The organism is Variovorax sp. F042 (assembly GCF_057814215.1).
In genome coordinates, this window is sequence record NZ_JBVASX010000004.1 from 144003 (window position 1) to 162662 (window position 18660).

The window sequence follows — 18660 nt, forward strand, 5'->3', positions numbered from 1 at the left end:
CGCTTCATCAGAACGGATAGTGGCGGTCGGTGGTCTGCACCGTGAGCCACCGCAGCTCGGTGAAGGCGTCGATGCCGGCCTTGCCGCCGAAGCGGCCGTAGCCCGAGTCCTTCACACCGCCGAAGGGCATCTGCGCCTCGTCGTGCACGGTCGGGCCGTTCACGTGGCAGATGCCGGAGTCGATGCGGTTGGCCACATCCCAGGCACGCGCGATGTCGCGCCCGAACACGGCGGAGGACAGCCCGTAGGGGTTGTCGTTGGCCACGCGCACCGCTTCGTCCACGCCGTCCACACGCACCACCGGCTTCACGGGACCGAAGCTCTCTTCATGGTAGATGCGCATCTGCGGCGTGACGTGGTCGAGCAGCGTCGCGGGCATCAGCGTGCTGTCGGCCTTGCCGCCGCACACGAGTTTCGCGCCCTTGGCGAGCGCATCGTCGATCAGCGCGTTGCAGCGCTCGACGGTGCTCGCATCGACCACCGAACCCAGCACCACCGGCCCCTCGCGCGGATCGCCCAGCGGCAGCTGCACGGCCTTGGCGGCGAGCTTCGCGACGAAGGCGTCCGCGATCTTGCGGTCCACGATGATGCGCTCGGTGCTCATGCAGATCTGGCCGCTGTTGGCGAAAGCGCCGAAGGCGGCGCCGCTGACGGCGGCGTCGAGGTCGGCATCGTCCAGCACGACGAGCGGGGCCTTGCCGCCCAGCTCGAGCACCGCCGGCTTGAGGTACTTCGCGCAGGTCTGTGCGATCAGCCGCCCGACGCGGGTGGAGCCGGTGAAGTTCACACGGCGCAATGCCGGATGGGCAATGATTGCTTCAACCACCTCGGCCGCATCGGCCGGCGCATTGGTCACGAAGTTGACGGCGCCCGGCGGGAAGCCCGCATCGTTGAAGGCCTCGACGATCAGGCCGTGCGTGGCCGGGCTGAGTTCCGAGCCCTTGAAGACGACCGTGTTGCCGCAGGCCAGCGGCGTCGCGATCGCACGCACGCCGAGGATCACGGGCGCGTTCCACGGCGCGATGCCCAGCACCACGCCGGCCGGTCGGCGCAGGCCCATGGCCAGGCTGCCGGGCACGTCGGAGGGGATGACCTCGCCGCTGATCTGGGTCGTCATGCCGGCCGCTTCCTGCAGCATGCCGGCGGCCAGGTGCACGTTGAATCCGGCCCACGGCGCGCCAGCACCGGTCTCGGAGGCCATGGCCTCCGTCAGGGCCTGGGCCTTCGCCTCGATGGCCTGTGCCGCCTTCAGCAGCAGCGCCCTGCGTTCGCCCGGGCCGGTGCGGGACCAGGCCGGAAAGGCGGCAGCGGCGGCTTCGACCGCCGCCACCGCGTCGGCCTTCGTGGCGGCCGGCGCAATGGTCGCCACCGCGCCGTCGAGCGGATTGCGGCGCTCGAAGGTGGCCCCGTCCGAGGCCTGCCGGCTCTCGCCATTGATCAACATCGATATCGTGCCCATCGTCTTGTCTCCTTGTAGATATGGAAATGCGAAAAACCGTCAGGCCACTTCGATCTCGACCAGCATCGGTGCGGTCGAATGCAGCGCTTGTTGCAAGGCGGGACGCAGCTGCTCCGCGGTGTTGACGCGCAGCCCCTTCATGCCTTGCGCGCCAGCCAGCGCGACGAAATCGAGATCAGGCAGATCGGTGCCCGGCACATGCGCGTCGGGCCGGTAGCCGAAGATGCGGGCGAACTCGTACAGCGCGGCGTAGCGGCGGTTCTTCAGGATCAGCACCGTGACCGGCAGCGCCAGCTGGGCTGCGCTCCACAGCGCCTGGATCGCGTACATCGCCGAGCCATCGCCCACCAATGCAATGACCCGTGCGCCGGGCTTGCCAAGTGCCACACCCACTGCGGCCGGCAGGCCGAAGCCCAGGCCCCCGCTGCACATCGTGTAGAAGGTTTCCGACTCGAAGACCGGCAGGTGGCCGTGCATCACGGGCCGTGCGCTCGGGGCTTCCTCGACCAGGATGCTGTCCCGCGCGCGCACGTCGGCCAGCGTCTGCAGGACCCAGGCGACCGGCAGGCGTTCGCCGGGGTCGGGCTCTGCGACGCGCGGCGGCCGCACGTGGGCAGGTGGTGGCGGGCGATCCCGCGGCGTGCTGCACTCGAGCAGGTCGAGCAATCCCAGACGGATGCTGCCGACCACGGAAGTTCCGGTCGGCGCCCAGGCTGCGACCTGCGGATCGTCCGTGAGCTGCACCAGCTCGCATCCTTCGGGCAGGTGAGGCCCTTGGCCCGGCACGTGGTACGTGAACGCCGGCGCACCGAGCGCAAACACCAGGTCATGGCCGCCGAGCCGCTTGACGATGCGCTCGCGCATCGGCGGCAGGAAACCTGCCCACAGCGGATGGTCTTCCGGAAAGCTGCATCGGCCCGACATGGGCGCGACGTACACGCGGGCGTTGTGCCGCTCGGCCAACTCAACCGCTTCTTTCCAGGCCTCGTCGCGATCGACCGCGGCACCGACCACGAAGGCGGGGGAGCGGGCGCCATCGAGGGCCGCGGCAATGCGCGCGAGAAGGTCGGGGTCTGCGCGCACGTGGCGGCTGACCTCGCGTGCATCGACTGGCAGGGTCTGCACGTCCCAATCGTCCGACGGAATCGAGACCAGCACCGGGCCGCGCGGCGGCGTCATCGCGATGTAGTAGGCCCGCGCAATCGCGAGCGGAACGTCCTCGGCCCGCGCCGGCTCGACGCTCCACTTGACGTAGGGCCTCGGCAGCTCGGGCGCCTGCGTGGAGCCGAGGAAGGGCTCGAAGGGCAGGATCGATCGCGCCTGCTGGCCGGCCGTGATCACCAGCGGCGTGCGGTTGCGAAAGGCCGTGAAGATGTTGCCCATTGCGTGGCCGACCCCTGCCGCGGAATGCAGGTTGATGAATGCCGCGTTGTGGGTGGCCTGCGCGTAGCCGTCCGCCATGCCCACGACCACGGACTCCTGCAGCCCGAGTACGTAGTGGAAGTCTTCCGGAAAGTCGATGAACATCGGCAGTTCCGTCGACCCGGGGTTGCCGAACACGCTGGTCATGCCGAATGCGCGCAGCAGCCTGAAAACCGCGTCCCGCACGGTCAGGGTGCTGCCAGCCGAGAGGGATGCTTGCGCGGGAAGTTCGACGCGTCTGTCCATGAATGCTCCTAGATGAGGTCCGCAGTTTTGCGGTTCATCCGGTATTCATCAATACAATGAAATGTCTAGAACAAAATAGGCGGTATGCATACTGAAAAGCTCGACATGAACCTGCTCCGCCTGTTCGAGGCGGTGTACCGCCTGGGCAGCGTCAGCCGCGCGGCCGATGCGCTGGGGCTGTCGCAGCCCGCGGCCAGCCAGGGGTTGACGCGGTTGCGGCTCGCGCTGGGCGATGCGCTGTTCGTGCGCGCCAACGGGCGCATGCGGCCGACCCTGCGCGCGGAGCGGCTCGCAAGCGTCGTTCAGCCGGCCGTGGCCGCCATCGAGGATGTGCTGCGGGACGAAGACACCTTCGACCCTTCGCGCTCGCGAATGACCGTCCGGCTGCACATGAACGACATCGGCGAGGCCCGGCTGCTGCCGGAGCTGATGGAAGCCTTGCACCGCCAGGCGCCGGGCATACGGGTGCATACGACACCGCTGCAGCACGGGGAGATCACCGATGCCCTTGAAACCGGCGCCATCCATTTCGCGCTCGGGTTTCTGCCCTCGGTCAGCGGCACGGAGCGCGTCGATCTGCTGCGCGATCGCTACGCGGTGGTCGTGCGGGCGGGGCATCCGATGGCCAAGGCTTCGAAGGCCGCGGATGTGCGCATGACGATCCAGGACCTGCGGCGCCTCGAGTATGTGGCCGTGCGCTCGCACTCGGAGACCTTCCGCATCCTGCAGCAGCTCGGCCTCGACGGCCGGCTGGTGCTCAACTCGGCGCACTTCCTGGCGCTGCCGGCGATCATCGCGCGCACCGATTTTGCCGTCGTGATGCCGCAGGCGATCGCGCGCAGGTTCATCGAGCCGAAGCGCTATGCGGTGCTTCCGGCGGAGCTTCCCCGCAGCGCCTTCACCGTGTCGCTGCACTGGAGCCGCCGCTTCGAATCGGATCCGGCGCACCACTGGATGCGCAATCTCTTCATCGGGCTTTTCAAGGACCAGGGACGCTGATGGTGTGTGTGTCCCATGGGACACAAAGTGTCCTATAATGGCGTTCCTTCATCAGATCGGCTGGATCGCCGTTATCAAGGAGCGTGGCACATGCTTACCGCAGCAACTCACCAGCAGCAACTCGGCGATCGGGAAGCCGTTCCCGCCTGGACCGGCGTCGTGCGACACCTGCACATCACGCCCCGCGCCTTCCTTCCCATGGAGTCGTTCGACGAGTTGACGCTCGTAGCCGGCAAGGGCATCGAGGGAGACCGGTACATGATCGGCCGCGAGTCGGGCTTCTACTCCCACAAGCCGGAGGAGGGGCGGCAGATCACGCTGTTCGAGATCGAGACGCTGGAAGCCCTGGCGCGCGATGCAAACGTCCAGATGCTGCCTGAGGAGCACCGAAGAAACGTGACCGTGCAGGGTGTGCCGCTCAATCATCTGGTCGGCCGCCAGTTCTGGGTGGGCGAAACGCTTCTCGAAGCCACCCGGCTGTCCACGCCGTGCCGCCACATCGAGGAGATCCTGGGCAAGGCCGTGTTCGATCCGTTGATCAACAGGTCGGGCCTCAACTGCCGGATTCTGAAAGGCGGCGTCATCCGCGTGGGCGACGCTGTCCGCGGGGCGTGACATGCCGAAGGCGATCAAGCATCTCCAAGCTGTCGTCCGGCACATCGATGAGCCTCTGCCGGGCGTCAAGCGGCTGGTATTGGCCGACCAGGACGGCTGGCGCCTGCCTGCCTTCAGGCCCGGAGCGCACATCGATCTCCATCTGGCCAACGGGCTCGTACGCACCTATTCGCTCTGCAACGATCCTGCGGACTGCAGGAGATACGTTTTGGCCATCAAGCGCGAAGAACAGGGGCGCGGCGGCTCCCGCCACATCCACGACGAGCTTTGCGCGGGGCAGGTCATCGGTGTTTCGGTCCCGCGCAGCGGGCTGGAGCTGTCGTCCACCGGAATGAACATCTTTGTGGCGGGCGGCATCGGCGTCACGCCATTCGTCTCGGCCATCCTGGCGCTGGAGCGTGAAGGCAAGTCGAACTATCAGCTGCACTGGGCCAGCATGGGCGAGCCGAGCCTGATCGACATGCTGGAGCCGGCGGTCCAGGGCGGACGGGTCCACCTGTACAACACGCTCGAGGTCAGTCCGCCGGACATCCGATCCATCGTGGAGGGCTCCGGCCCTGACGCGAAGGCATTCTGCTGCGGACCCACGGGAATGCTCGATGCATTCGAGTCCGCTGTCGCCGAGTGGCCTGAAAGCCGCAAGCACGTGGAGCGGTTCACCGCGCCCAGGCTTGCTCCAACCTTGAACGCACAGCCATACAGCGTGGTGCTGGCCAGGAGCGGTCGCGAGATGGAAGTGCGGCCCGAGGTGGGCCTCCTGGCCACGCTGGAAGCGATGGACGCCGATATCTCCGTGTCATGCGCAGGCGGCATCTGCGGCGCATGCCGCACACGCTGGACCGAGGGGCCGCCGATCCATCACGACCGGGTATTGAGCGCGGAGGAGCGCGCCCATGAGGTGATCGTGTGCGTTGCGGAGTGCGCAGGGCCCCGGTTGGTGCTCGACCTCTAGGCTGCCGGGCGACACACTCGTGCCAGAATCGGACCCCGCAGCAATTTACAGAGGGTTGCAAGCAGCCGACCGGCCTGCCGCAGACCCGTTCAAAGCCTTGGCACTACACCTCAAGTACCTGCGCGTCCAAAGCGGATTGACGCTGGAGAACCTGGCGCGAGACTCGGGGCTCACGCGCAGCTATCTGTCGAAGATCGAGCGGGGCGTATCGACACCGTCGATCGAGTCGGCGCTCAATATCGCCAAGGCGCTGGGTGTGACGGTGGACCGGCTCTTCGGGCAACAGCCGGAGGAAGATGTCGTTTCGATCGTCCGGGGCAACGGGTCCATCGCGGGAGACCCCACGACGCATCTCTCGCTGGTCGCGGGCCTTCGCGACGACCGCGTGATGCGGGCATTCATCGTGCGGCCGGGAAAAACCCAGAAGCGCGGCCGGATCATGAGCCACCATGAGGGCGAAGAAGTCCTCTTCGTTCTCACCGGCCACATCGAGATGCAGATCGGGGCGCGCAAGGAGCGCCTGGAGCCAGGCGACTGCGTGCAGTTCGACTCCACCATTCCGCACAAGCTCACGGCGCTCACCGACGAACCGGCCTCGGCCCTTGTCGTGATTGCCGCCACCGCATAGGTCCTCGGTCGCGGCTCGCCCCGCAGCCTGAACCTCGGCATCAGCGCGGTGGCGCGAGCACCCCATCCGAAGAGAATCGCCTCAGCGTGGGCGCCGGCTTCAGCGGCGCTCCGGTGAGCTGCTGCACGGATTCAAGCGATGCCCCCTCAAAAAGCGCCTGCACGACGAATCCATCGGCGGTGACGTCGATGATCGCGAGATTCGTGAACACCTTGGCCACGACACCCACTGCCGTGAGCGGCAAGGTGCAACGCTCGACCAGGCGCGGCTGGGCGTCGCGCGTGGTGTGCTCCATCATCACCCAGATCTGCTTTGCTCCCACCGCAAGATCGATGGCTCCGCCGATGGCCGGCGGCGCACCGTTCAGATCGCCCGTGGTCCAGTTGGCCAGGTCGCCGTGCTGGGAGACCTGGAACGCACCCAGGATGGCGATGTCGAGGTGCCCTCCGCGCATCATCGAAAACGACAGGCTCGAGTCGAAGAAAGATCCGCCACGGGCGAGCGTGACGGGCATCTTCCCGGCATTGATCAGGTCCAGGTCTTCCTCTCCCTCGGCCGGTTTGGGACCGACATTGAGAATGCCGTTCTCGCTGTGGAGCATGACCGAGGCATCGGAGGGAAGATGGTCCGCCACGCCCGTCGGAGCTCCGATGCCGAGGTTGACGAAGCCTTGCTTGGGAAGCTGGTGGGCGACCAGGCGCGCGAGTTCCAGTCTGGATAGCGAGTTCATGCGGGCCTCGAGAGAAAGACGCGATCGACAAAGATGCAGGGGGTGATGATGCCTTCGGGATCGAGCTCGCCGGGCTCCAGGAGTTCGTCGACTTCCACCGCAACCACCTCTGCGGCAGTGGCCATCACCACAGAATGATTTCGTGCCGTCTTGTTGTAGTTCAGGTTGCCGAGCACATCGGCCTGTCGGCCCTTCAGCAGCGAGAACTGCGCGCGCAAGGGCTTCTCCAGCAGGAACTCGCGGCCATCGACCACGACCTTCTGCTTGCCCTTTTCGAACACGGTGCCCACGCCCGTCGGAGTCAGGAATCCGCCAAGGCCTGCGCCGCCGGCTCTGATGCGCTCCACCAGCGTGCCCTGCGGAACCAGCTCGAGTTCGACGTCTCCGGCCCGGTATTGGTCGGCGAACACGTCCGCGCTTCGCGGGTAGGAGCAGATGATCTTCCGGACGATGCGCGCACCAAACCAAAGCGAAAGATCCTGGCCCCCGGAGCCTGCGTTGTTGGAGATGACGGTCAATTCGCGCACCCCCAGGTCCAGGACTGCCTCGATCATTCCGCGCGGAACCCCCGCGCCGCCGAAGCCTCCGACCATCACCGTGTCTCCGTCGCGCAAACCGCTGACTGCGGCATTCGCATCCTTGACGACCACATTTCTCATCGATCAGATTCCTTTTGCGCGGGCGAAGGCCCATAGTCTTTGGCCAGACCCTTGGCGATGCGGTCGAGCAGCATCTGGCTGGTACCGTCGCCGAATGCCGCCAGCCGTGTTTCGCTCGACAGCATGGCAAGGCGGTGATCGGCGCTCGCGCCGGTGGCGCCCATTGCACGCTGGCACTGATCGAGTGCCCAGACGGCCACGTCGACGGCGAACTTTTTCGCCTGGGCGGCCAGCGTCAGGGCCGCCTTTCCTGTTTGCACGGCAATCGCCGCGCGCAGCACGAGTGCATTGGCCGCCTCCAGGCGCAGTGAAACCTCTGCGAGCTCCCACCCGAGTCCCTGGTGCCTGAGCAGCGGCTTGCCGAAGGCTTGCCTTGATTCCGCGTAACCGACCGTCTCTGCCAAGGCCGCCCTGGCAGAGGCGACGCACATTGCCGCGACATGAACGCGTGCGGCATTGACCGATGCCATGGACGACTTGAACGCCTGCCCTGGTGGGTCGAAGAGACACCACTCGGGAACGAAATGATCCTGGAAAACCAGGGATGCGAGCCTGAAGGACCGGGCGCCCGGCATGACGAGTTCTTCCCTTCGCAGCGTCGGCCCGTCAACCAGAGGCACCAAAAAAGACGCGATGTCGCCGGCCTCCGCGCCGACTGGGTCCTCAACTCTTGCAAGCAGGTTGGCGCACTGGATGATCGAACCGTTGGTGACCCACGACTTCGTGCCGCTGATCAGCCATCCACCGTCCACGCGCCGTGCCTTTGTCTTCAGCGCGGCCAGATCGCTGCCGCCGTCGGGCTCGGACATGGCGGGGGCGCACAGCGTTCGCCCGCCCAGCATGGCGCCCAGGAGCTCGGCACGTTGCTTCTCGGAGCCGAAGCGCGCCACGCGAGACACGGAGCCCTGCAGGTTGTTGATCGCAAAGGCGGCGGCAAAGCCATGCTCCGCCATCGTCTGGGCCACACGGATCTTGCAGAGGAAAGAGGCATCGTGGCCGCCGAATTCCCTTGGCGCTTGAAGCCCCAGGAAGCCTTCCTTTGCCCACCTGGCAATCCATGAGGCATCGTAGGCGCGACCCTGCGTGTGCGACTCCAGGAGGTGGGCACTGAATTCGCCGCGACAGAAGTCGCCGGCGGATTGAACGAGCGCTCGCTCCGCCGCGGACAGTCTCTCGTCGTAGAGGTCGTAGAAGTTCATCGGTTCGAATACTCGACAGTCGATCAGCGGGCCAAGGGAGTCGTCAGTGTTTTCGCCCAATCGTTCCAGAACACGATCTCCTTGGCCACCTGCTTGGTATACAGATCGGGTGTCGACACCTTCACCGGAACGGCGCCGAGCGTCTCCAACTGCGCCAGGAACTCGGGGCTCGTCACCACCTTGTCCAGCGCCGCCGCAATCTTCTGGACCACGGGGCCCGGTGTGCCGGCAGGCGCCGCAATGCCGAACCAAGGCGAAAGGTCGATCGGCTTGCTGCCAGCTTCCTGGAGCGTGGGAAGGTCCGGGAACGCGGGCGAGCGCTCCGGCGCGGCGACCGCAAGGGCCTTGATCTTTCCGGCCCGGATGTGCTGGGCGACTGTCGCCTCGGTGAAGAAGCCGACCTGCACCACGCCGGCCATGAGATCGGTGATGGGTTGCGCGCCGCCCTTGTAGTTCACGAACGTGAGCTGCGTGCCGTTGCGTGCATCAAACAGCGTTCCGCCGATGTGCGATGTCGCGCCGAAGGTGCCGCCGAAGTTCAGCTTGCCGGGGTTTGCCTTCGCGTAGGCGATGAGTTCCTTGATGCTGTGGATCGGCACGTCGGGATTCACGACGACGAGATTGCGCTGCTTGGCGACGTTCCTGACGTAGGCAAAGTCCTTGAGCTGGTCATAGGAAAGCGTCGGATTCAGGGCTTGCCCGCGCGTCTGCGAGGACTCCACCGCGACGAGCAGGGTGTAGCCGTCCGGCTTCGACTTGGCGACGGCATCGGCGCCGATGACGCCGCCGGCACCTGCGCGGTTGTCAACGATGACCGTGCCGTTGAGCTCCTTGCCGAGGCCCTGCGCAATCACGCGCGCAATGATGTCCGTGGGACCCCCTGGCGGGAAACCCGCCACGAGCTTGATCGGCTTTGACGGATACGGCTCGTCGGCCAGCGCGGTGGTGATGGCCAGGCAGGCGAGGCCGGCGGCGACAAGCCATTTCTTGATGGAGTGGGGCTTCATGAGGCTTCCTTCTGCAGAAGTGAGGAGGTGGTGGAAGTATTGGCTACAGGACACATTGTGTCAATTAGGACTCGTATCGGGGTTTGCGAGCAAGACTCGGGCCTGCGATCAAGTCGGGAAAAATCCGCAGATTCAATCCGCAGGCCCTGCAATGAAGTGCAGGTCGCCCAATGAAAGTGCATGCGTGTTCGCATGTTGGTGCGGCTTCGGCGGATGCGCGCACGCCTTCGAGAAAGCAGTGGATGATCACTAGACGATCGGTCTAGAATTGCCGCATGACAGAAAAACCAAAAACAGCCCTGGCGCGCGGCAGGCGGCCTTCGCCGGCGTATGCGGCAACGCGCGATGTACTGATCCGATGCGGGATGGAGCTGCTCACCGAGCAGGGCTTCAGTTCGACGGGCCTGGATGCCGTGCTGAAGCGGGCGACCGTGCCCAAGGGCTCGTTCTATCACTACTTCGCGAACAAGGATGCGTTCGGAGCGGCCGTGATGGACGCCTACGACGACTACTTCAAGCGCAAGCTAGACCGGTGGCTGTTGAACCAGGAACGCGCACCGCTCGATCGGCTTGCCGACTTCATTGCCGATGCATCCAGGGGCATGCGCAAGCACCACTTCACGCGGGGATGCCTGGTTGGCAACCTGAGCCAGGAACTGGGTGCCCTGCCTGCGAATTTCCGCGAACGTCTCGACGCCATTCTTGTCGGCTGGCAGGAGCGGGTGGCTCGCTGCCTGCGAGAGGCTCAGGCCGCAGGAACCATCTCGGCAACGCTGGACGTCGAGCAACTCGCCGAGTTCTTCTGGATCGCCTGGGAGGGGGCTGTGCTCCGAGCCAGGCTGGTGCAGTCGGACCGTCCCCTGGTGACCTTCATCGAGGCATATCTGTCCAGCCTGGGCGCGCGCGCCTCGGCCTCGCCCCGCCACGCGGCGGATCACTGATTTATTACTGGAGCGAAAACATGTTCAAAGGCATCGTCGTGGAAAAAGACGCGGAAGGCTACCGCGCCTCGCTGGCCGAGATCGATGAAAACCGCCTGCCCGCAGGCGACGTCACGGTCCGTGTCGAATACAGCACGCTGAACTACAAGGACGGCTTGGCCATCACCGGAAAGGGTCCCGTCGTCCGGAGCTTCCCCATGGTGCCCGGCATCGACTTTGCGGGCGTCGTGGAGCAGAGCGACCATCCTGAATTCAAGCCGGGCGACACGGTGGTGCTCAACGGCTGGGGCGTTGGCGAAGCGCATTGGGGCGGGCTTGCACAGCGGGCGCGCGTGAAGGGCGACTGGTTGATTCCGCTTCCGAAGCGTTTCAGCACCAGGGATGCCATGGCCATCGGGACCGCGGGGTACACCGCCATGCTGTGCGTGATGGCCCTGGAGCGGCACGGGCTCAAGGCGGGCGATGGGCCAGTGCTCGTGACGGGTGCGAACGGCGGCGTCGGAAGCGTTGCGATCGCGCTGCTGGCCAAGCTCGGGTACACGGTCACCGCGTCCACGGGGCGGCCGGGCGAGTCCGACTATCTTCGGCGCCTCGGTGCTGCCGACGTGATCGATCGCAAGGAGTTGAGCGAACCGGGCAAGCCGCTGCAGAAGGAGCGCTGGGCCGCCGCCGTGGATTCGGTTGGCAGCCACACGCTGGCCAACTTATGCGCACAGCTTCGATACAACGGCGTGGTCACTGCGTGCGGCCTGGCCCAGGGGCTCGACCTTCCTGGGTCGGTCGCGCCGTTCATCCTCCGCGGTGTAAGCCTCGTCGGCGTTGATAGCGTGATGCGGCCAAAGGCAGACCGTGTCGCGGCGTGGGAGCGGCTGGCGCGCGATCTGGATGGGCCGATTCTGGAAGACATTGCGGCCGAGATCGCCCTGCCGCAAGCGATCGACGCAGCCGCCAAGCTCATGCGAGGCGAGATCCAGGGCCGCTTGGTCGTCGACGTGAACGCGTCTTAAAAGAAGGCCGTTCATGACGTATCGAGTTGCCGAGGCCATCGTCGACAGCATGGTCGCGCATGGTGTGGACCGTGCATTCAGTGTTCCCGGTGAAAGCTTCCTGGCGCTGCTGGACGCGCTTCATGCGCGGGAGGACTTCGATCTGGTGACATGTCGCCACGAAGGCTCCGCGGCCTTGGCTGCGATCGCGGACGCCAAGCTGACGGGCCGTGCCGGCATCGTCATGGCGAGCCGGGGGCCGGGGGCTTTCAATGCCGCGATCGGCGTCCACGTGGCGGCCGAAGAAGCAGTCCCGTTGATCCTCTTGATTGGCCAGGTCGAAACGACGAACCTGGGCCGCGGCGCCGTTCAGGAAATCGATTCCGCCAAGGCTTTCTCCGGCTTGCTGAAATGGTCGGGGCGCATTGACAAGGCGGCAGCCGTCGCCGAAGTGATGGCCCGCGCCTTTGCCGCGGCTGCATCGGGAACGCCGGGGCCGGTCGCGGTCGAACTGCCCGAAGACGTGCTGACCGAACTGGTCGACCGGCAGCCCGCGCGCGGTCACCGCGTGGCGCTCGCCGAGGCGACCGTGGAGGACGCGGCGCGCGTGCACGCGCTGATCTCCAAGGCTAGCCGGCCGATCCTGATCGTGGGCGGTGAGTGCCGGACCGATGATTTCCGCAACAATCTCCAGGCGCTCGTCGGCCGATGGAACATTCCCGTTGCCGTCACCAACAAGAACCAGGATCAGTTCTCCAACGCGGACCCTCGCTGGGTGGGCCAGCTGAGCTTTTTCACGTCACCCGCGCACACGGCGCTCTTCAGCGAGGCCGACCTGATCGTCGCGATCGGCAGCCGCATGGGCGACGTGTCGTCCCTGGGATTCGCCTTTCCGCGGCAAGGCACCAATCCGCAGAAGTTCGTTCACGTGTATCCCGATCCGTCCATCATCGGGCGCCATTTCTCGGCGGAACTGCCGATCGTCTCGACGGCGCATGGCTTCGTGCGTGCCGCATTGCGCCATGGCGGATCCGGGGCGGTGTCGAGCCAGTGGCTCGAGCGGGTGCGCGCTGCGGCCGACCGTGCGCACGGCTGGCAGCCACAGAATGTGGTGGCGAACGACGTCCTGGGCCATACGATCATGGCGATCGCACGGTTGGCGCGGCACGATGCAGTCCTGACGACCGACTCGGGCAACTTTGCAGCCTGGGTTCACCGCATCTTCAAGATGACGCCGGCGAACCGGCTGCTCGGTTCGGCATGCGGAGCCATGGGAACGGGCGTCCCTGCCGGCATCGCGGCTGGCTTGCGCCATCCAGGGCGCGAAGTCCTCGCCTTTGTCGGTGACGGCGGATTTCTCATGAACGGCAACGAACTGATCACTGCCGTCGACAGGGGGCTGAACCTGCGCGTGGTGGTGTCGAACAACGGGTCATACGGCACCATCCGCACCCACCAGCAGCGGCACTTTCCCCATCGCGTCAGCGGCACGGACCTGGCCAATCCGGGGTTTGCAAGGCTTGCCGAGGCATTCGGTGCCCGCGGGTTCAGGATCGAGCACTCCAGGGATGCCGCAGGCATCGTCGAGCAAGCCATGAGCGTCGAGGGCCCGGTGTTGATCGAAGTCTGCAGTGATCCGGACATGTCGGTGGAGCGCTCACTCAAGTGGGAGTGAGCGCAGGTCCGTTGATTCGAAACGTCGTCGCGCGAAGCTCATAGCTGCTATGAGCTGTGCTGCATGGTGTCCCGTGCCGCAGCCCAGGATACTTTGTGTCATTACAAAGACACGGAGACACACCACATGGCTGAAGACTTGCGGTCCAAGGACTACTTCGACGATCGTGCCACCCAAGAGATGGCCAGGCATCTGGTGTCACCTCGCCGGACCATGAAGGAGACCTTGGCTTGCGCTTGCCGGATTCTCGCCATGACGGGGCAAGAAGCGGGTCTTGCAGGCCAGATCAGCGGACGCTCCGACAGGGCAGGCGCGTACTGGACGCTCAGGTTCGGGCTCGGCTTCGACGAAGCCACGCCGGACGACTTCATCGAAGTCGATGGCGACCTGAACACGCTGACGGGCAGCGGCATGCCGAACCCCGCGACGCGTTTCCATCTGTGGGTGTATGAGGCGCGGCCCGACGTTCAGTCCATCGTCCATACGCATTCGCCCTGGGCGTCCGCGCTCGCTGCAGCCAGGCAGCCGCTGGTCGTCGCCCAGATGGACATGACCCCCCTGCATGACGATTGCGCGTTCCTCGCAGAGTGGCCGGGGGTGCCCATTGCGGATGATGAAGGCGTCATCATCTCGCGGGCGCTCGGATCGAAGCGAGCCATCATCCTGGCGCATCACGGCTACCTGACGGCGGGACAGACGACACAGGAAGCCACCTACCTGTCGGTATATCTCGAGCGTGCTGCACGGATGCAGATCCGGGCGCAGTCCGCATTCGGCCCTTTGACGCCGGTGGACGACACGCTGGCCCGCGAGGCGCACGACTATCTGCTGAAGCCTTCGATCGTGAACAGCACCTTCGACTATTGGTGCCGGCAGGCCGAAGCAGGCTCGGCGCCGCCGCTCGCCGGTCGGCCGCGCCTCTAGATCACTCGTCTTGCCCCTTCGCCTTGAGTCCGATGGACATGCATCCGGCATGCACCTCCCGGACCTCGTTCGCCCGCCCGCTTTCCATGCCCAGCGCTCCGCGCTGAAAAGACCTCCGTTCGCCACAGAAAGATCGCCATGAAACTCGTTCGCCTCGCGGCCGCCGCCCTGATGGGCCTTTGTCTCTCAGGCATGGGCCATGCCGGCCAAACATTCGACACGGTGAAGAAGCGAGGCTTCGTGCAGTGCGGTGTCTCGACGAACCTGCCTGGATTCGCATTCACCGACAGCAAGGGGGAGTGGCAGGGCATCGACGTGGACACCTGCCGTGCCATTGCCGCCGCGATGTTCGGCAATGCGACCAAGTTCAAGGTCATCCCGCTCACCACGCAAGCACGCTTCACTGCGCTGCAGTCCGGCGAGGTCGACGTCCTGACGCGCAACACCACCCAGACGATGTCGCGCGACACCACGCTGGGCCTCATCGGCGTGGGCGTGAACTTCTATGACAGCCAGGGCATCATGGTGACCAAGGATGCCAACGTCAGCAGCGCGAAAAATCTGGCCGGCGCCACCATCTGCGTCCTGCCCGGAACCACCACCGAACTGAACCTCACCGACTGGTTTCGAGGTCTCAAGCAGAGCTTCAAGCCGGTGCTGCTGGACACCGTCGACGAGATCAAGCGCGCGTTCGCGGCGGGCCGCTGCGATGGCATCACGATGGACAAGTCGCAGCTGGCTCTGGCGCGTATCGCTTTCGGAAACACGGACAAGTATGTGATCCTGCCGGAGCCGCTGTCCAAGGAGCCTCTCGGACCCATGGTCCGCCAAGGCGACGAAGCCTGGTTCAACGTCGTGCGGTGGTCGCTCAATGCGCTTCTGGAGGCGGAGGAATACAACCTGACCTCCAAGAATGTCGACGAGATCGCGAAGGGCAGCATCCCGCCCAACATTCAGCGGATCCTCGGTACCTCTCCCGGCATGGGCAAGGGGCTCGGGCTTGACGACAAGTGGGCCTACAACATCATCAAGCAGGTTGGCAACTACGGTGAGATGTTCGACCGCAGCCTGGGCGCAGGGAGTCCGATGAAGCTCGATCGCGGCCTGAATGCCTTGTACACGAAGGGCGGCTTGATGTACGGGTGGCCCATTCGATAGCCCACGTTTGAGCGACAGGCACTCGACCTCCCCATGAGTTCACATCATCGCGCTCCGCTCAAGTTCAGCTGGAACAATCCGGAGTTCAGGGCACTTGCCTATCAACTGGTCGTCGTTGGGCTGGCCGCCCTCTTGGCGTACTACCTCGTCTCCAACACCTTGCACAACCTCGCGACGCGCAACATCGCGACTGGTTTTGCATTTCTGGAAAGAGAAGCGGGGTTTGCCATCGGCGAGTCGCTGATCGAGTATTCGCCATCCGACACCTACGCCCGCGCCATTCTCGTGGGACTAACCAACACGCTGCGGGTCTCCGCCGTCGCATTGGTCCTGGCCACGATGCTCGGCGCCGTTGTCGGAATCGCGAGGTTGTCGAGCAACTGGCTCATCGGGCGGCTCGCAAGTGCATACGTCGAACTGATCCGCAATGTGCCGCTTCTGCTGCAACTATTGATCTGGTACGCCGTCATCGGTGAACTGCTGCCCGGTCCGAAGGCGGCCTTTCATCCGCTTCCGGGCATCTACCTGTCGAACCGCGGGATGCTGATGCCGTCGGTCGACGGACCGGCCGTTGCGGGAATCCTTTGGGGATTGGTGCTCGCCGTAGTCACGATCGTGGCGATTGGCCGCTGGCAGCGCTCCACCCGCCGCCGGACCGGCGCCCAATGGAGACTTTGGCCTTTCGCGCTGATGCTCTTGCTGCTCATGCCGGTGGCGGGCTGGCTGGTCGGAGCGCGTGAAATCTATCTCAGCATTCCTCACCGGAGCGGATTCAACTTCGAAGGAGGCTGGGCGCTCTCTCCCGAGCTATTCGCACTGCTGGTCGGACTCGTCACCTACACCGCCGGGTTCATTGCAGAGATTGTCCGTGCTGGCGTCCAATCGGTGGGCCATGGCCAATGGGAGGCGGCACAGACGCTCGGGCTTCCCCGGTCGCGCGTGCTTCGGCTCGTCATCCTGCCCCAGGCGCTTCGCGTGATCGTTCCACCCACGACGAGCCAGTACCTGAACCTCGTCAAGAACAGCTCGCTCGCCGTCGCGATCGGCTATCCCGACCTTGTTTCCGTCGTCAACACCGTCCTCAACCAGACCGGCCAAGCAATCGAAGGCGTCCTGATCATCATGGCGGCCTTCATGACCGTGAGCCTCACGGTCTCGCTGTTGATGAATTGGTACAACAAGCGCATCGCGCTGGTGGAAAGATAAGGATGAGCACCGCCACCCATACAGACCGGCCCGCTTTGCTGGCGCCGCCCAGAGTCCGGGCCAGGCTCATGACCAGGCTGCGCCAAAGCCTCTTCCAGTCTCCTGCGAGCGCGGTCTTGACCATCCTGACGATCTGGCTCGTCCTGATGCTGGCACCGCCACTTGTGCAGTGGCTGCTGGTCAAGGCGAGTTTCCGGGCCCCTGACGCACAGGCCTGCAGGGAGGTCGGCGGGGCTTGCTGGGCTTTCATCCGGGAGAAATATCGGCTGATTCTCTTCGGCACCTATCCGCATGTCGAGCAATGGCGGCCGCTGCTGGCGACGGCGTTTCTCGTCGCGTCGATCATCTGGACCGCCACGCGCCGGCTGGCCGGACTCCAGATTGTCGGCCTGTGGGTGTTCACGATTCTGGCGGTGGCGACGTTGATGTGGGGCGGATTCCTCGGCTTGACGTTCGTCGAGAACACGCGCTGGGGCGGCTTACCGTTGACACTGATCCTGTCGACATTCGGAATCGCGTTTGCCTTTCCTATCGGCATCCTGCTCGCCCTGGGGCGGCGCTCCCGGATGCCGGCCATCAAGGCAATGTGCGTTGCATACATTGAGCTGATACGCGGCGTGCCCTTGATCAGCCTGTTGTTCATGTCTTCGGTGATGCTGCCCCTGTTCTTACCGGAGGGCTTCAGCATCGACAAGCTGTTGAGGGCACAACTGGCGATCATCTTCTTTGCGGCGGCCTACGTTGCGGAAATTGTCCGTGGCGGACTCCAGGCCATTCCTAAGGGTCAATACGAGGGCGCCGAGTCCATCGGATTGAGCTACTGGCAGCAGACGCGCAAGATCATCCTGCCCCAGGCCCTCAAGGTCGTGATCCCGCCGCTGGTAAGCACCTTCATCGCACTGTTCAAGGACACCTCCCTTGTCGTCATCATCGGAATCTTCGACCTCACGCAAGCAGCGAAAGCGGCTCTCGCGGATCCCGCATGGACGGGCTTCGGCGTGGAGGCCTACCTTTTCATCGGCCTGATCTATTTCGTCTTCTGCTATTCCATATCGAGGTACAGCCGGTCCCTCGAACGGAATCTGAAGCGCTAGCGTCCAGAGGGGACATCAATGAGCGAAGTCATCGTGAGTCTGCAAAAGGTCAACAAATGGTACGGGGACTTTCATGTCTTGCAGAACATTGATTTGAACGTGCAGCGGGGAGAGCGGATCGTAATTTGCGGACCTTCCGGGTCGGGCAAGTCCACGATGATCCGCTGCATCAACCGGCTCGAGGAACATCAGTCGGGGCTCATCACGGTGGATGGCGTTGAACTGATCCACGACCTGAAGCGCATCGAGGCCATCAGGAAGGAAGTCGGCATGGTGTTCCAGCACTTCAACCTGTTTCCTCACCTCACCGTTCTGGAGAACCTCACGCTGGGGCCGACCTGGGTTCTGAAGAAACCGCTCGCCGAAGCGCAGGCAATCGCAATGAAGTACCTGGAGCGGGTTCGCATTCCCGACCAGGCGCACAAATACCCGGGCCAGCTGTCCGGCGGGCAGCAGCAGCGTGTTGCGATCGCAAGGTCGCTGTGCATGTCGCCCAAGGTCATGCTGTTCGACGAGCCCACTTCGGCGCTTGATCCGGAGATGGTCAAGGAAGTGCTCGACGTGATGGTGAGCCTGGCCGAGGAGACGAAGATGACCATGCTCTGCGTGACGCACGAAATGGGCTTCGCCCGCAAGGTGGCGGACCGGGTCATCTTCATGGACCGAGGGGAGATCGTCGAAGAGAACGTTCCCGAGCTGTTCTTCGGCAACCCGCAGACAGATCGCGCCCGCCAGTTCCTGAATCAGATCGTCCACTAGG

At 64.7% G+C, this 18660-nt stretch carries 18 protein-coding genes; 12 read left to right on the plus strand and 6 right to left on the minus strand.

Features of this window, described 5'->3' with window-relative positions:
* Positions 1-7: 7 nt before the first annotated feature.
* Both ACZYSP_RS15965 and mdlC read right to left on the minus strand, forming a co-directional pair.
* A complete protein-coding gene (locus ACZYSP_RS15965; protein ID WP_489015262.1) occupies positions 8-1459 on the minus strand; it encodes an aldehyde dehydrogenase in 1452 nt (483 codons plus the stop codon).
* Positions 1460-1498: 39 nt separating this feature from the next.
* The gene (gene mdlC / locus ACZYSP_RS15970; protein WP_489015264.1) at positions 1499-3127 is read right to left on the minus strand and encodes a benzoylformate decarboxylase; all 1629 of its coding nucleotides are present in this window, start codon (positions 3125-3127) and stop codon (positions 1499-1501) included.
* Positions 3128-3211: 84 nt separating this feature from the next.
* Here mdlC and ACZYSP_RS15975 point away from each other — a divergent pair, with 84 nt between their 5' ends.
* The 4 genes from ACZYSP_RS15975 to ACZYSP_RS15990 all read left to right on the plus strand — a co-directional run bounded on the left by ACZYSP_RS15975 (position 3212) and on the right by ACZYSP_RS15990 (position 6321).
* A complete protein-coding gene (locus ACZYSP_RS15975; RefSeq protein WP_489015266.1) occupies positions 3212-4126 on the plus strand; it encodes a LysR family transcriptional regulator in 915 nt (304 codons plus the stop codon).
* 90 nt (positions 4127-4216) lie between these two features.
* Positions 4217-4741 (plus strand): MOSC domain-containing protein, encoded by a 525-nt coding sequence (locus ACZYSP_RS15980; RefSeq protein ID WP_489015268.1) that lies wholly within the window; start codon positions 4217-4219, stop codon positions 4739-4741.
* Between the two features lies 1 nt (position 4742).
* Positions 4743-5693, plus strand: a complete 951-nt coding sequence (locus ACZYSP_RS15985; protein ID WP_489015270.1) for a PDR/VanB family oxidoreductase — start codon at positions 4743-4745, stop codon at positions 5691-5693.
* A 55-nt stretch (positions 5694-5748) separates the two neighbouring features.
* The gene (locus tag ACZYSP_RS15990; protein ID WP_489015272.1) at positions 5749-6321 is read left to right on the plus strand and encodes a helix-turn-helix domain-containing protein; all 573 of its coding nucleotides are present in this window, start codon (positions 5749-5751) and stop codon (positions 6319-6321) included.
* A 40-nt stretch (positions 6322-6361) separates the two neighbouring features.
* Here ACZYSP_RS15990 and ACZYSP_RS15995 read toward each other — a convergent pair whose 3' ends face one another.
* From ACZYSP_RS15995 to ACZYSP_RS16010, 4 genes are read right to left on the minus strand one after another with little or no spacing between them, the layout of a single operon-like run.
* Positions 6362-7051, minus strand: a complete 690-nt coding sequence (locus tag ACZYSP_RS15995; protein ID WP_489015274.1) for a 3-oxoacid CoA-transferase subunit B — start codon at positions 7049-7051, stop codon at positions 6362-6364.
* Positions 7048-7710, minus strand: coding sequence for a CoA transferase subunit A (locus tag ACZYSP_RS16000; RefSeq protein WP_319434986.1), 663 nt, complete (start codon positions 7708-7710; stop codon positions 7048-7050). Before ACZYSP_RS16000 ends, ACZYSP_RS15995 begins: the two co-directional genes overlap by 4 nt.
* The gene (locus ACZYSP_RS16005) at positions 7707-8909 is read right to left on the minus strand and encodes an acyl-CoA dehydrogenase family protein (protein WP_489015277.1); all 1203 of its coding nucleotides are present in this window, start codon (positions 8907-8909) and stop codon (positions 7707-7709) included. The genes ACZYSP_RS16000 and ACZYSP_RS16005 overlap by 4 nt, the downstream gene beginning before the upstream one ends.
* Before the next feature lie 23 nt (positions 8910-8932).
* Complete coding sequence (locus ACZYSP_RS16010) at positions 8933-9916, minus strand: Bug family tripartite tricarboxylate transporter substrate binding protein (protein ID WP_489015279.1); 984 nt, start codon at positions 9914-9916, stop codon at positions 8933-8935.
* 275 nt (positions 9917-10191) lie between these two features.
* Here ACZYSP_RS16010 and acuR point away from each other — a divergent pair, with 275 nt between their 5' ends.
* The 8 genes from acuR (at position 10192) to ACZYSP_RS16050 (ending at position 18659) form a co-directional block, all read left to right on the plus strand.
* Positions 10192-10857: an acrylate utilization transcriptional regulator AcuR gene (acuR, locus tag ACZYSP_RS16015; RefSeq protein ID WP_489015281.1), complete on the plus strand. Its 666-nt coding sequence runs from the start codon at positions 10192-10194 to the stop codon at positions 10855-10857.
* A 20-nt stretch (positions 10858-10877) separates the two neighbouring features.
* Positions 10878-11864, plus strand: a complete 987-nt coding sequence (gene acuI, locus ACZYSP_RS16020) for an acrylyl-CoA reductase (NADPH) (protein ID WP_489015283.1) — start codon at positions 10878-10880, stop codon at positions 11862-11864.
* Positions 11865-11877: 13 nt separating this feature from the next.
* The gene (locus ACZYSP_RS16025; RefSeq protein ID WP_489015285.1) at positions 11878-13518 is read left to right on the plus strand and encodes a thiamine pyrophosphate-dependent enzyme; all 1641 of its coding nucleotides are present in this window, start codon (positions 11878-11880) and stop codon (positions 13516-13518) included.
* 126 nt (positions 13519-13644) lie between these two features.
* Positions 13645-14442, plus strand: a complete 798-nt coding sequence (locus ACZYSP_RS16030; protein ID WP_489015287.1) for an aldolase — start codon at positions 13645-13647, stop codon at positions 14440-14442.
* A gap of 138 nt (positions 14443-14580) precedes the next feature.
* The gene (locus tag ACZYSP_RS16035; protein ID WP_093024114.1) at positions 14581-15600 is read left to right on the plus strand and encodes an amino acid ABC transporter substrate-binding protein; all 1020 of its coding nucleotides are present in this window, start codon (positions 14581-14583) and stop codon (positions 15598-15600) included.
* A 33-nt stretch (positions 15601-15633) separates the two neighbouring features.
* Positions 15634-16806: an amino acid ABC transporter permease gene (locus tag ACZYSP_RS16040; RefSeq protein ID WP_489015290.1), complete on the plus strand. Its 1173-nt coding sequence runs from the start codon at positions 15634-15636 to the stop codon at positions 16804-16806.
* A gap of 2 nt (positions 16807-16808) precedes the next feature.
* The gene (locus ACZYSP_RS16045; protein ID WP_489015292.1) at positions 16809-17900 is read left to right on the plus strand and encodes an amino acid ABC transporter permease; all 1092 of its coding nucleotides are present in this window, start codon (positions 16809-16811) and stop codon (positions 17898-17900) included.
* Between the two features lie 18 nt (positions 17901-17918).
* The gene (locus tag ACZYSP_RS16050) at positions 17919-18659 is read left to right on the plus strand and encodes an amino acid ABC transporter ATP-binding protein (protein ID WP_489015294.1); all 741 of its coding nucleotides are present in this window, start codon (positions 17919-17921) and stop codon (positions 18657-18659) included.
* The last annotated feature ends 1 nt before the right edge of the window (position 18660 follow it).